Raw genomic sequence first — 15,052 nt, forward strand, 5'->3', positions numbered from 1 at the left:
GATGGCAAGTGGGCCGGTCGCCAGGAGCCGGTGGCCGGCGAAGTGTCCTGACAGCGGCGGCTTTGACGACCGTGATGTCGTTGGTGGTGCCGGTCGCCGACATGGGTACGGGCTTCATCGCCAGCGCCGCCGATCACGGCAAGGACAAACTTCCTGAGCTGCCGCACGTCAACGGACACAACGCTGACGGCAAGGCAAACCTGAAGGACCTCCCGCACCCGGCCGGGGCCCGCGACCTCACGACGCATTCCCCCAGCCCAGTGCGGTGGCCCAGCCAGGCCACGGCCGCAGTCGACCTGAAGGCCGAACCCGCGTTCCAGGCCGCTGGGAACAATGCCAACGGGAACAACGTCGCCGCCGTCCAAGCCGGCTTGACCCCGATCCGACTCAGCGCCGCAGCACCGGACCACGTCAGTGACAAGGCCAAAGCCGCGGTCGGAGGTGCCGCACAGATCACCCAGCCGACCTCAGTCGAAGTCAAGGTCGCCGACCGAGCCCAGACCGCGAAGGCCAACGTCGACGGCCTTCTGGTCGGACTGAAGCGTACTGACGGCGGCGGTGACGCGGCCAGCCTCAACATATCCCTCGACTACACGGCGATAGCCGACGCCTACGGGGGCGGCTGGGCCTCCCGGCTCCGCCTCGTCGCCATGCCCGCGTGCGCGCTGACCACCCCCGAACTGGCCGAGTGCCGGACTCGGCAGCCGCTCGACTCCGTCATCGACCCGGTGGCCAAGACGATCAGCGGCACCGTCGCGGTGCCGGGTGCCGGCACCGCGACGGGAGCGAAGGCCCCGCCCGGCGGGTCAGCCGCGATGAAGCTCGACTCGCTCTCCGCCGCCGCTTCCGCCCCCGCGAACGGCGGGATGGCCTTGGCCGCGGTTTCCGCACCGGGCGGTTCCCAGGGCTCTTACACCGCGACCGACTTGTCGGCAACCGGCTCGTGGTCGCAGAACGCCTCGGGCGGCTTCACCTACAGCTACCCGATCACCGCCCCGCCCTCGGTCACCGGCGCGGCGCCCGGGGTGGCCCTCTCGTACAACTCGCAGGCCGTTGACGGCGAGACCTCGGCGCGCAACTCGCAGGCCTCCTGGATCGGCGACGGCTGGTCGTACGGCCCCGGCTTCATCGAGCGCTCCTACAAGGCGTGCAAGAACGCGGGCATCGACCAGTCCGGCGACCAGTGCTGGGCCGGTTGGACCGCCACCATCTCGCTCGGCTCCCGCACGGGTGAGCTGGTGCGCGACGACAACGGCCTGTACCACCTGCAGAACGACGACGGCACCCGCATCGAACGGCTGACCGGCGCGGCCAACGGCCTGTGGCAAGGCGAGTACTTCAAGGTCACCACCACCGACGGCACCGCCTACTACTTCGGCCTCAACCATGCTCCCGGTACGACTACCGACGGAGCCACCAACAGCGCCTGGGGCGTCCCGGTCTACCATCCGAACAGCGGTGACCCCTGCTACAACGCCGCCAAGGGCAAGGACTCCCAGTGCGACCAGCAGCCCGGCTGGCGCTTCAACCTGGACTTCGTGGTGGACCCGCACGGCAACGTGCAGCGCTACGACTGGGCCACCGAGGCCAACCGCTACGCCATGGGCGCAGGCCAGGCCACCGCATCCGGCGGCACCGGTACCCTCACCGCGTACACCCGCGGCGGCTACCTCGCCCGCGTCTCCTACGGCTACCAGCTCGCCGACGCGCTCGCCGGCCGCGAGCCCTCCGCCCGGATCACCTTCGACACCGCCGAGCGGTGCGTGGTCTCCGCAGACACCTGCAAGCCGGAGAACCTCAACTCCTCGACCGCCACGAACTGGCCCGACGTCCCGTACGACCTGGCCTGCCAGGACGGATGGACCACCAGCGGGACCGGATCCAACGTCTGCCGGCCCGCGTCGCCGACGTTCTGGTCCACCAAGCGGCTCACCGCCGTCCGCACCGAGCTGCGGACCCAGAGCGGCTGGCAGCCGGTGGACAAGTACGAGCTGACGCAGGTCTTCTCGGACGCCGGCGGCATCATGGACCCGGTCACCGGCAAGACCCCAGACAAGCAGAACGTCGGGGGTCTGCAGTCCGTGATGTGGCTGTCCAAGATCCAGCACACCGCGCAGGACCCTTCCACCGGCGGCGGCGAGATCAAGCTCGACCCGACCACCTTCGCCGGCACCGAGATCGACAACCGCGTCGACGGCTCCGACACCGGCGCCCCGCCGCTTTACCGGCCGCGGATCATCGGCGTCAACACCGAGTCCGGCACCTCGATCGCGGTCACCTACCGCGACCCGGAGTGCTCGCGGACCAAGGGCACCATGCCGGCCTCGGCCGACAACAACACGATGGCCTGTTACCCGGTGTACTGGACCCCGACAGGCGCGGCCGCGCCGATCGCGGACTGGTTCAACAAGACCCTGGTCACCATGGTCACCGCCTCGGACAGCACCAAGGCCAACTCCCCGCCCCGCGAAACCTCCTACAGCTACAACGGCGCCGCGTGGCACCGGGACGACTCCGACCAGACCGACGACCAGTACCGCACCTGGAATGACTTCCGCGGCTACCGCACCGTCACCACCACCACCGGCACCGCACCCGACCCGGTCAGCCAGACCACCGTCTCCTACCTACAGGGAATGGACGGCGACTACCTCGCCGACCGGACCACCCGCCGAATCAGCAAGCCGAAGAACTCCCTCGGCGAGGAGGCCGCAGACAGCAACTGGCGCGCCGGCACACCGCAGGAGACCGCCACCTACACCCAGGCTGGCGGCACGCCCATCACCAAGCAGTTCAACGACGCCACGGTGCTTTCCCCCAGCCCGACCGCCAGCAGGACCAGAACGGCCTGGACCTCCAAGACGGGAGCCGCGGTTTCTACACTGCCGCCGCTGGAGGCACACCGCGTCACGTCGACCACCAGCCGCTCCAGCGCGCTGCTGTCCGACCAGAAGACCTGGCGCACCGGCCGAACCGTCACCACCTATGACGGCCTCGGACGACCCTCCACGGTCGACAACCAGCCCGACCTTGCAACCGGTGACGGCCGGACCTGCGCCACCACGACCTACGCGGCCGCACCGTCCGGAAACCCGATGATGCTCACCTACCCGAGCGACACCCTCACCGTCGGCGGAGACTGCAACACCACACCATCCCCCGCCACCACCATCAGTGACCGCCGGCTGATCTACGATGGCAACGTCGATCCCGCCAATCCCGGCGCGGTGAACGTGCTCGGACAGAACGGCACTGGCGTCGGCTACGTCACCGCCACCCAGAACCTGAGGGCTTACGACGCGCAAGGAAAGGCGGTCTACCAGACCGTTAGTGCCAGCTCCTTCGATGGTTACGGGCGCGTCGTTCGCAGCGTCGACGGCGCCGGGGCCGTCAACCTGACTGCGTACAGTCCTGCCACCGACGTGGTGCCGACCGAGATCACCAGCACCAACCCACTGGGCTGGACGGTGAAGAGCACAGTCTCACCGGTCCGCAGCTCGGTCACACGGATCGTCGATACCAACGGGCAGATTGCTGATTCGAGCTATGACGCGCTAGGCCGCCGCATCGCGGTCTGGATGCCGGGAAACAGCAAGGACGCGGGCAAGAAGCCGGACCGGACCTTCAGCTACGAGATCCACGGCGTCGATCCCACCCCGGCTAGCCGGGCGAACCCGCCGAGCGTCACCACGATGACGCAGCTGGACAACGGCACCTACCGGACAGACGTCACCATCTACGACGGCTTCCTGCAGCCCCGCCAAACCCAGTCCGCTCCCGCCAACGGCGCCGCCGGTCGGGTATTGGCCTCTACACGGTACGACAGCCACGGCAAGGCCACCAAGACTACCGCCGCCTGGTCCGACCCGACCGCCGGCCCTGGCACCACCCTGTTCGAGGAGGACGACAACACCGTCCCGTCCCAGACCCGGACCGTCTACGACGGGACCGGCCGAGTGGTCGCTAGCAAGCTCTTCGCCAAGGCCACTGAGCTGTGGCAGACCGTCATGGCTTACCCCGGCGCGGAGCGAATCGACACCACCCCACCTGCTGGCGGTGTCCCGACCACCGTGTACACCGACGCCCTCAGCCGGCCCACGGCCTCCGTGCAGCACGGTGGGGCGGGCATCGGCGACGTGACGACCCGCTACACCTACGACGCGCGAGGCAAGCTCACCAGCACTGCGGACAATGCCGGCAACGCCTGGACCTACGGCTACGACGTCCGCGGTAACCGGATCTCGCAGACCGACCCGGACACCGGCACCAGCACCTCTGTGTACGACGACCTCGGGCGAGTGGCGAACACCACCGACGGCCGAGGGAAGACCCTCTCGTACACCTACGACCTGCTCGGCCGCAACACCGGTCGCTACGAAGGCACCGACACCGGCGACCAGTCGAAGCTGCTCGCGTCGTTCACCTACGACACCGTAGCGAAGGGTTACCTGACCTCCTCGGCCCGCTTCGTCGGCGGCGCCGCTGGCAGTGCGTATGTGCAGAAGGTCAACGGCTATACCACCAGGTACCAGCCCATGTCCACGACCACCACGATCCCTGCCGCCGAGGGCAAGCTCGCCGGCGACTACACCCAGACCGCCTTCTACACCGACAACATCGGCCTGCTCGCCGGCTACGGCTACAACGCCGACGGTGGCCTGCCCGCCGAGAAGCTCGGGTTCGGCCGAGACCTGATGGGCGAGGTCGTCAACACAGGCACCGACAGCACCAAGCTGCTCGACCTGGCCAACTACAACCCGCTCGGCCAGCTCCTGCTATCCCAGTACGGAACGCGCGGCGAGTTGCTGCGCACGGCTCGTACGTACGACGACACCACCGGTCGGCTGACCACCAGCAGCGTCAAGCTGCAGCAGTCTGACGCCAACCCGATCTCCTCCACCAGCTACGGCTACGACCAGGCTGGAAACCCCACCAGTGCCTCCGAGCTCCAGTCCTCGGGAGGCACCGACCAGGTGACCGACACCCAGTGCTTCCGCTACGACGGCCTGGACCGTCTGACGGAGGCATGGACTGACACCTCGGGCGTGAGCGCACCGGGCGCGGGCCAGACCTCCCACTGCAACAACAACAGCGTCGGGCTCAACTCGCTGGGCGGACCGGCTCCGTACTGGCAGAGCTTCCAGTACAACCTGCTCGGCGACCGTACCCAGCAGGTCCGGCACGACCTCACCGGAGACACCTCCCGCGACATCACCCAGTCCAGCGCCTACCCGGGCAACGACCGGACCCCGGCCGCCAAGCCCAACACGCTCACCAGCGTCACCTCCCGTACCGGCACCCCGACCAGCACCCTGAGGTCGGCCATGGCGGGCACCGGCAACACCCAGCTCTGTCTCGACGCCACCGGTGCCCGCACGACCGACGGCACCGCTGTGGAGACCTGGACCTGCAACGGCACCGGCGCCCAGAAGTGGAGTAGGCCCGGTGACGGGACCCTTCGGGTACTCAGCAAGTGCGCAGTCCCGAGCAACGGCAGCGGCGGCACCGGCGTCGGCATCGTGCTGGCCACCTGCGACGGCAGCGACAACCAGAAGTGGCAGGACGGCGCCAACGGCGCTCTCGTCCACGCCGCCTCCACGCTCTGCCTGGACATCCCCGGATGGAACCAGAACCCCGGTACCCCGCTCGGGCTCTGGTACTGCACCGGCAACGTCAACCAGAACTGGCCGGCCACCGTCAACGCGCCGAGCGGCCCCTCCTACACGGCGACGCTGACACCGCAGTACGACGCGGTCGGCAGCACCACGTCCCGAGCGAGCACTGGCACCACCACCTTGCCCTCCGCTGTTCCGACGGGCGGCACTGCGCTGTGCCTGGACGCCTACGGTGCCCAGAACGCCAACGGCACGGCGGTGTGGACCTGGACCTGCAACCGCAACGCGGCGCAGGACTGGACCATCGGCACCGACGGCACCCTGCGCGTCCTCGGCGCCTGCGCCCGCCCCGTCGGCGGCACCGCCGGCTCCGGCGCCCAGATCGAACTGTGGGCCTGCGACCCGAACGACAGCAGCCAGCAGTGGCGCACCGGCACCGACGGCTCCCTCGTCCACAAGACGTCCGGCCTGTGCGTGGACCTGCCCGGAGGCAACACCAACCCGGGCACCCGCGTCGCACTGTGGACCTGCAACCGGGGTCCCAACCAGAAGTGGGGACCGGGCGGCACCCAGCCCACCGCCGGCGGCACCCAGGCCTTCACCTACAACGCCGAGGGCCGCACCGAGAGCGTCACCACACCGAGCGGGGGCGGCACCAGCACCTCCCGGTACCTGTACGACGCCGGCGGGAAGCTGCTGATCCAGGGCGGCTCCGACGGCACCGTCCTCTACCTGTTCGGCGGAGCCGAGCAGCTCACCCTGTCCGCTGACGGCACCACCGTCGCCGGCAAGCGCTACTACCAGCATCCCGACGGCACCACCGCCATCCGAACCAACAGCGGAGCCATCACCTATGAACTGACCAACCCCCAGCACAGCTCCACCCTCCAGGTCGACGCCGCCACGAAGGCCATAGCCCGGCGCGCATTCGACCCCTACGGAAACCCCCGCGGCACCGCCCCGGCCGCCTGGGCCGACAATCTGGGCTACCTCGGCAAGCCCGCCGACACAGGCAGCGGACTCGACTTGCTCGGAGCCCGCAACTACGACCCAGCCCTGGGCAGGTTCCTCACCGCCGACCCGGTCTTCGAGGCTGGCGACTCCAACCAGATGGGCGGCTACACCTACGCCTCCGACAACCCGGTGGCCAAGTCCGACCCCTCCGGCCTGATACCGCTGGGATGCGGGACGGAGGGGGCATGCTACGGCTACACGCCCGACAACGGTTGCAAGGGCGGATCCTGCGGAAGCTCGGACAACGCCGAGTGGGGCGCCGAGCACGGGCTGACTCCCAACAACGGTGGCGGATGCAAGCCGGGCGACTGCGGGACTCCGAAGCCTCCGCCGAGCTACTGGGACATTCAGTCGTACCTTCGGGTGCTGAAGAAGGCCGTTGACAAGGTCAACGCATATACTGCGAAGACGCATTGCACGGCCGCAGGGCGGACGTACCGCTGCCGATCGCAGCGTGAGATCGACGACGCAAACCAGCAGATGAGCGACGCATTCAATCAGTTCAAGTCGCTGCTCGCGGACGCTGGGAAGGTGATCGTTGGCGCAGGGGGCACAGCCTTCGGCGGTGGCTTGGCTGTGTCTGGTGCTGTGGAGTGCGGCACCGGCGCGCTCTGTGCGGCGGGCGCGCCGCAGATGGTGGGTGGCGGAGCGATAGCGTACGAGAGTGCGAACCTCGCTGCCGACGGCATCGAGGACGGAGCGCGCGACATCGGGAAGTTGTTCAGCGAGTCCGACTCCGCCACCAGCATTGGTATGGAACGGGAGATGGAACTCGTCCGCATGGTCAAGCAGGCGGATGTCGGTGGGGGCAACTCGCTTGCAGGTGAGGTCACGGAGGATGAGGCTAAGATTCTCGGCGAGGCCTGGGTCGGACCGGGGTTCCGGGAATCGAAGACTATGCCGGGTACGCTCGTTAGCGCTGACGGCCTCCGCCAGTACCGGCCACCTGCATTCAAGCCAAACCGGCCAGCGGAGTACGGTGGCCCCAGGGTCCAGGCAAACCTCGAGTACAGGTTTGCGGGCCAGGTGAGTAAAGCCTGGCAGGGCGACATCCATCTCAACATCATCGGAACGGGGACTCCGTGAGGGCAAGTATTAGGGGATACGGCAGTCCAGATGTGGATCTGGACGACTTCGTGCCAGACGACCCGGAGTGCTTCTCCTTCCTGCTGGAGCTCATCGTCGGGCCCGAGGGGGATATCGGCGGGGAGTCGCTGGGGTTTACGGTCTGCACTCCGGGCCACCTCTCTCGCCTGGTCGACAAGATCGGGACGGTCCCCGGACACGGGCTGATCATCACGAAGTCGTGCAATATTGACGAGATCATCGCATACATCGAAAGAATGGTGCTGCGACAAACCGGCGATGACTGGCGCGCTGTTGCCAAGAACCTTGGAAGAATCGGCATCATGGAATTTGACGACCCGATCTTCTGATTTGGATAATAGCGTTCGACGTCGTAAAATTCCGACTAATTCAGTCGCTGTCCATATCTCGCCGAATGACGCTGGCACCTCTAGCTCGGGATGAGCTGAGATTGCAGCAGAAGTGACAGTAGGAAGAGTGGCCGCTTCCGAGTCCGAGCCGACAGGATTGGACTCGGAAGCGGCCTTCTGATTTGACGCTCGCAATGTGCTCGGAGACTCCATGGCAGCGGCCAGCTCGTTGTGGGACAGGCACGTACGACACCAGTTTGACGCGGCCGGTAGCACCCACGCGCCGGCAGCCCGGCGGCGCCTCGTCCGCATCTCCTCCGCCAGGCCGACGAGGCGTGATCGCGGGATCGGACAGCTGGGCGGCATGGATGTCCGCAGCCAGCTCGCGCGCCTCGACCCCGAGAGGGGACCAGGTCTGGCCGACGCCCGTACTCCAATCCCCCTGGCTGGTCCGGAGCCAGCTACTGAACGCCTCACCCTCCACGGGAACGCTGGGCCCGATGGAAGCCTCTGCACATGCCGCCTCGCCCCTGACGTAGGCCTGCAGCGGCGCCGTGCTCAGTCGTCCGTGAACAACTGGTGTGGCGGCACCCCGACTGCCTGGGCCAGCGCTGGAACGCGGTCCACAGAAACGCTGTGTCGGGCGCTCTCCAGCTCGGCATAGAAGGACCGGTCCATCCCTGCGGCGGCGGCCGCGGCAGTCTGTGTCAGACCGGCTCGTTCGCGCAGTGTCCGCAGCCTGCGGCCGAACTTCAGCCTCTGCGCCGGAACACCCGTGTCGGATCTCTCGGATTCGGAACTCGCCACACCCGCACCGTAGTACAGTCCTCCACCTGTAGGAGATCTCCTACAAGATCGCTGCCTGTGTGTTCGGAGGGGACAGGTGGGGAGTTCGGTGTCGCGACTGCGGCTGCCATCGGTGCTGATTCCGCAGGCTGGGGAGTCGTTCCCGTCGTGGCTGGACCGTTTCGCGGCCGACCTCGACGTACCGACGGGTCAGGCTGCCCAGTTACTGGGCTTCGAGCTTCGCAAGAACACGCACGCCGTGAAGCCACCGTTCTTCGGCATCGCCCTGTCGGAGCGGAGCGTGGAGCGCATCCGGTCGGTGAGCGGCCTGGAGGCGGAGGAGCTCCATGCGATGCAGTTATCCGCGTTCGCCGGGGGCGCACTGGACCTCAGCGGCCTCGACTTGACGTTCGAGCGCTCGGTGCAGCCGGTCAGCCTGCGCGAGTGGGCGCTGTTCGACTCCAGCCGCGGCTGCCCACTGTGTCTTGCCGGCTCGCCGGTGTGGCCGCTGTGGTGGAGGCTGAGCCTCGCGGCGGTCTGCCCGACACACGGCGTCCTGCTCGTCGACGTGTGCCCGGGGTGCGGGGTGCGGCTGCAGCGCGGGACCGCTGGCGCCGCGCGGTCGCTGCTGACCCGCGGCCGGGCGCTTGACCCGCACCTGTGCAACGTGCGACTGCCGACCGGACAGCGGACGTCCTGGCTGTGCGACCAGGTCCTCGGCCGGATCCCGACGACGGCGGTGCCAGCCTCGCTCGTCGAGGGCCAGAAGCGGCTGCTGGAGGTGGTGGACAGCGGCCGGGCGAGGGTCGGCGGCAGCGAGGTCGCCGCCGTCGAGTACTTCGCCGCCTTCAGGTACCTGACGGCTCTCGCCCGTGTATGTGTCTCGGAAGGCGACCTTGCCCGGGTTCCGCCCGCCGTCGCGGACGTGTTCGCCGCGGACCTGGCCGAGCGACGCTGGCTACGGCCTGGCGGCTCGTCCGCGAAGCTGGGCGTCAGCCCGCCCAGCGCGGCCCACGCCGGCGCGCTGCTGGCCCTGATCGAACCGATCCTCGCAGCCCCCGACCAGGCTGCCTGTCGGCAGTTGCTCGAGCCGTGGGTGGCGGAAGTCGCCCGGCAACGGCGTGCGACGGGCAAGAACGCCCTGCTCCGGCAGATCCCGCAGCCGCCGTTCCTGGCCCGACTGATCGCGGTCGCCGCGCCGAGCGCGCCGAGGATCGTCGGGCTCCTGCCCGCCCTCGAGCGCCCCCGCTCTCTTGAGCCCCGGCACATACCCCACCTGCTCGGCGAGGCCGACTATGCCCTCCTCGCGCCGCACTTTCCACAGGCGAATCAGTCGCGTGGACGGCGCTTCGCGTCGCTGGCGCTCGCCCGGCTGGCTGGCGCGTCCACCTGGAAAGAGGCCGGCGAGAACCTCGACACCGATCCGGATCTGGCTGTGCGGCTCAGCGGGCAGTTTGCCGGACGCATTCCTGATCCTGACGCCTTCTGGCAAGACGTACGGCTCATTGCCCAGACCATCGAGGAACGCGGACTCGTCGACTACCAGCAACGGCGCCGGACGCTCTCCGACCTCACCACCGTGCCCGCCGCCGTCCTCGCGCCCGTCCTACCGCCCGGCTGCAGACCCAGCCCGGCCCGGCTGCGGCACGGCGCCGCTTGGGTCTGGCTGCACCTGACCGGCGGCGACATCCGCGACGCCCCCGCCCACGCGCCCGAGCTGTGGTCCGGATTCCAGCGCGCCTCGATCAATCGCAGCTGGGACCGCTTCGTGCTCCTCCAAGTCCCGGGCCTACCCCAGGCACTCACCGCGTGGGGACACGAGCTCCTCCGCCAGAAAGGATGCGCGTGACCACCAGGAGAACCCGGACCCTGCACCCGCTGACAGGCCACCCCGGTCCGGCTCGCGTCCGCTACTACGACGCCTCGGCCACCGAGCGGCTCGTGCCTGCGGCCGACGCCGCCTCGGTCCGGTTCGAGGACTGTCTGCCCGCACGCGACCTGCCGTCCTACCCGGGGATCCGGCACACCCCGGGCTCGTACTGGGTGACGTGCTGCGACGCCGTTCTGGACTACGAAAGCTACCTGGAATCCAAGTGGATGCGCCTGCTCGACTTCGACGACCAGGTCAAGGCCCTCGCCGCCCAGCCGTTCGTCCTCGAGGGCACCGACATGCACGGGAAGTGGACCCACGTCCCGGACCTGTTCGTCCGCCGGAGCGACGACACGGCACTCCTGGTGGACGTGAAGAACCCCCAGCACCTCGACAAGCCGCGCGTCCGGCTGCAGGCCCAGCGGACCGCTGCGGTGTGCGAGCTGATGGGCTGGGACTACGAGATGGTCGGCGAGCCCGACCCGCAGCTGTGGGCCACGGTCGAGTGGCTAGGCGGATACCGGCGGCCGTTGAACGCCACCGCTGGTCTCGTCGAACCGCTGCTGGCTCTCGCCGCCACCCCGGTCACCATCGCGGACCTCGTCAGCTTCCACACCCCGGAACTGGCCCGACCGGTCGTCTACCACCTCATGTGGCATCACCGGCTGCTCTTCGACCCCACCCGTCCACTGCGCGACCACACACAGGTATGGTCCGCTCGCCGAGAGGGCACATCGTGACACGGCACCAGCGCATCTCTGTCGAGGACTGGGTCGAGTTCGAGGACGAACGTCATCAGGTGACCGCCATCGACGGCAACCGCATCCGCCTGCGCGCCGTCACCGGCCACCGCATCACGATCATGCTGTCCGAACTCCTGACGGACCCATCCTTCCGCGCCAACGCCGCACCCCCGGCCAAGTCCGGCGACGACGAGGGCGAATCGCTCGGACTCGACCGAGGCGGCATCCTCGCCACCCTTCCGGCCGACGTCCGCACGGCCGCCCTCGAACGCGAAGCCCACCTCCTGGAGCTCACCACCGGCTACCGCTCTGGCGACCCGCTCAACCCCCAGCCCGGCGAACCCCGCTCTGCCTACGATCCCGACCTGCCAATGACCGACCGTGTCCGCAGCAAGGCCACCGAAATCGGTCTGAAGGAACGCCGCGTATGGAATCTGCTGGACGAATGGGACAGCAAGGGCCTGTGGGCGCTCGTGGACGGGCGCAAGGCCCGGATCAGGAACCCGCTGAAGAACATCGACCCACGGGTCATCCAGGCTATCCGCGAGCAGGCCACAGCCGAGGTCCTCGACAGTTCCTCGGCTGTCACCACCCGCTTCCGCCGCCGAACCCAGAACCGCCTCGACGCCGACTACGGGGCAGGCGAAGTCCCTCTGCCCAAGGACGACACCTTCCGCCGCGCCGTCAGGCTGCTGCTCGACCGCAGCCCCTCCGACCCCGCCTACCAGCGGGCCACCGCCACAACCCAGCCCGACCGCCCCTATGGCACCGTGATCGCCCACCGTCCCGGCCAGGTCGTCATGCTCGACACCACGCCCCTCGACGTCCTCGCCTGGGACGCCGCGACCGGCGCCATGACCCGCGCCGAGCTCACCGTCGCTCTCGACGTCGCCACTCGCTCGATCCTCGCCTGGCGGCTCACCCCGGTCGGCACCAAGGCTATCGACATTGGCCTGCTGCTGGCCGACGTGATGACGCCCGAGCCTATGCGCCCGGCGTGGGACGACGCCCTGCGCTATGCCATGCTCCGCATCCCCTACGAGCGCATCCTCACCGTCGACGAGCGCCTCGCCGAAGCCGCGGCCCGCCCGGTCGTCTACCCCGAGACGCTTCTGTTCGACCACGGCAAGCCGTACCAGTCCGAGGTCGTACGGCGATTCTGCCGCGCCAACAAGATCGACATCCAGGACGCCCGCAAGCTCAAGGCCACTGACAAGCCCCAGGTCGAGCGGCTCTTCGGCACGATCCGCGAGCAGTTCTCCATGCACGTCGCCGGTTACACCAGCTTCAACACCGCCCACCGCGGCCGCACTGCGGAAGAGCAGGCCCGCTGGAGCATCGACGAGATCGCCGAGTTCTTCGCGGAATACGTTGTCGCCGTCTACCAGCGCCAGTCCCACCGGGGACTCCATCTGCACGGCTTCCCCGACCTGACCGTCTCCCCCAACGAGGCCTACGCGATGGCCATCGGTGCGGCCGGCTACGTCGATTGCCCCCGCGCCCCCAGCCTCTACTACGAGCTCCTGCCCATCGTCGAACCCGGCCGCGTCATCCACTCCTACGGCATCGAACTCAACCACCTCGTCTACAACGCAGACGTCCTCTACCAGTTCCGCAAGGCCAAGTCCCCCTACCCGAACGGGCTGTGGCCCATCCGTCACGACCCCCGCAACCTGCTGCACGCCTACTTCCACAACCCCCGCGACGGCCGCTGGTACACCCTGCGGTGGACCCACGCCCTCAGCGACCTGCAACCGTTCACCGACCTGACCCTGCGCGAGGCCAAGCGCCTGCTCATCCAGCGCGGCAAGAACCCCGCCGACCAGGCCCAGATCGCCGAAGCCCTCCGGCAGCTGCAGAACCGCACCGACGCGCCGGAGACCTGGAGCAAGACCGCCCGCCGACGCTGGCAGCGCGACGACCACCGCGCCCGCGCGCAGGAAAGCGACGCCCAGCGTTCTGCCCCGGCCGTCCCCGCACCGCCCCCGGCCCAGGTCCCCGCCGCCAGGCAGAGCAGGCCGGCCACCCGGCTCCACCCCGTCCCCGCACCGGACGACGACTTCGATCTCGACCTCGACTCCATCCAGGCCGCGCCCGTCTGGAACCTGAACCCCGCTCAGGAGAACTGACCCCGTGCCGACAACCACCGCCTTCTTCGATGACAACGACGGCCCCGAGTTCTTCGAACACCCCGGGCTCTCCGAGCCCCGCACCAAGCTCGAATGGCGCGCGTACCTCAACGCCCTACCGCCGGCGAAGCCAGCCAACCTCACCCTCACGGGGTACGAGCGTCTCGACACCGAGGGCAAGACACTCCACAACAAGGCCCGCTTCGCGCACCACAGCTCCCTCGTGATCGTCCGCACCGCACAGATGGAGAGGATCCACCATCAGATGCGGCGCCGCATGCTCACCAACGCCCACCAGCCGGCCGGAGCCCGGCGAGGCATCGTCGTCGACGGCCCCGCCACCGTCGGCAAGTCCACGCTCGTCAAGATGTTCGCCGCCGACTTCGAGCACCAGCTCCGCCGCGAACACCCCGAACGGTTCGAACGCTCCTACCGCAGCGAGAGCCACACCATCGACTACACCCCGGTCGTCTACGTCAACATCCCCTCCCAGGCCACCCCCAAGGACCTCTCCGTGGCCCTCGCGGACTACATGGGCATGCCGTACCGAACGAGCGCAACCAAGAGCGCCATCACCAACCGCGTCCTGGCCGAGATGCGCCGCTGTGGCGTCCAGCTGGTTGTCATCGACGACGCACACTTCATGGACCTGTCACTCAAGGAGGGCAAGGTCGTCAACGACCATCTGAAGTACATCGCGAACCACACTGCGGCAACGTTCATCTATACCGGCGTCGACCTGAAGCACTCCGGCCTGTTCCTCGAAGGAACGGGCGGCTCCCGCGTGACACAGACCTCGGGGCGCAACGTCTTGATCCACATGCAGCCGTTCGCTCGGACAACCCGCGAGGAGAAGCAGGACTGGGTCAGCGTGATCAGTGCCATGGAGGACGCCCTCGTCCTCTACCGACACGAGCCCGGTTCCCTCAAGCGCGAATGGAGGTACCTCCACCAGCGCACCGAAGGCAACATCAGCTCCCTGGCCGAACTGATCCGCGAGTCCGCCGCCGAAGCCATCCTGACGGGGGCTGAGGCGATCAACCGGACGGTCATGAACCACATCGAGATCAACGAACATGCCCAGACCGCCTACGACAGCATCCCTCACGACGAGCCGGAGCCTCCTGCCCCGCCCCAGAACTGCCTGGATGATGACCACCGCGAGGCCAGCTGACAGCTCAGCTTGAGCGTCACGCCCCGTAGCCGCCGTTGGCAACCTCTCCTCGGCGCAGGCGGCCCCACTGCACTCTTCCCTGCGGCAACCACCCGAAATATTGCCGCAGGGAAGAGTACAGTGCCCAGCTCATCGCTGTGCCAGCTGCAATCTTTTGCGCCGCTCGACACCGATGTCGAGCGGCGCCAAAGAGTGAGGTGGCGCATGAGTCAGTGCAGCCGTTCGTGCGGTACCGCAGCGTGATCCACTTCTGTTCACGGCTCTGTTCCGCATCACCGCGCTGCG

Annotated in this window: 7 protein-coding genes; 6 read left to right on the forward strand and 1 reads right to left on the reverse strand. The window is 68.3% G+C overall.

All coding sequences use genetic code 11. From position 1 onward, the window contains the following. Nucleotides 1-71: 71 nt before the first annotated feature. Together ACIQWA_RS25520 and ACIQWA_RS25525 are read left to right on the forward strand one after the other, a co-directional pair. Entirely contained in the window at nt 72-7,715 is a 7,644-nt protein-coding gene (locus ACIQWA_RS25520) for a ricin-type beta-trefoil lectin domain protein (protein ID WP_402486255.1), read from the forward strand. Next, entirely contained in the window at nt 7,712-8,065 is a 354-nt protein-coding gene (locus ACIQWA_RS25525) for an Imm8 family immunity protein (protein ID WP_402486182.1), read from the forward strand. Before ACIQWA_RS25520 ends, ACIQWA_RS25525 begins: the two co-directional genes overlap by 4 nt. Nucleotides 8,066-8,623: 558 nt before the next feature. Here the strand turns inward: ACIQWA_RS25525 and ACIQWA_RS25530 are convergent. Continuing rightward, nucleotides 8,624-8,872, reverse strand: a complete 249-nt coding sequence (locus ACIQWA_RS25530) for a helix-turn-helix domain-containing protein (protein WP_402486185.1) — start codon at nt 8,870-8,872, stop codon at nt 8,624-8,626. 88 nt (nt 8,873-8,960) lie between these two features. Here ACIQWA_RS25530 and ACIQWA_RS25535 point away from each other — a divergent pair, with 88 nt between their 5' ends. Genes ACIQWA_RS25535 through ACIQWA_RS25550 form a run of 4 tightly spaced genes read left to right on the forward strand, consistent with a single transcriptional unit; the run spans nt 8,961 to nt 14,767 of the window. Then, entirely contained in the window at nt 8,961-10,700 is a 1,740-nt protein-coding gene (locus ACIQWA_RS25535; RefSeq protein ID WP_402486187.1) for a TniQ family protein, read from the forward strand. Beyond that, on the forward strand, nt 10,697-11,461 hold the full coding sequence (locus ACIQWA_RS25540; protein WP_402486190.1) for a TnsA-like heteromeric transposase endonuclease subunit: 765 nt from the start codon (nt 10,697-10,699) through the stop codon (nt 11,459-11,461). The genes ACIQWA_RS25535 and ACIQWA_RS25540 overlap by 4 nt, the downstream gene beginning before the upstream one ends. Beyond that, a complete protein-coding gene (locus tag ACIQWA_RS25545; RefSeq protein ID WP_402486193.1) occupies nt 11,458-13,593 on the forward strand; it encodes a transposase in 2,136 nt (711 codons plus the stop codon). The genes ACIQWA_RS25540 and ACIQWA_RS25545 overlap by 4 nt, the downstream gene beginning before the upstream one ends. A 4-nt stretch (nt 13,594-13,597) precedes the next feature. Beyond that, nucleotides 13,598-14,767, forward strand: a complete 1,170-nt coding sequence (locus ACIQWA_RS25550) for a TniB family NTP-binding protein (RefSeq protein ID WP_402486196.1) — start codon at nt 13,598-13,600, stop codon at nt 14,765-14,767. Nucleotides 14,768-15,052 lie beyond the last annotated feature (285 nt).

The organism is Kitasatospora sp. NPDC098652 (assembly GCF_044760155.1).
Classification (GTDB): Bacteria; Actinomycetota; Actinomycetes; order Streptomycetales; family Streptomycetaceae; genus Kitasatospora.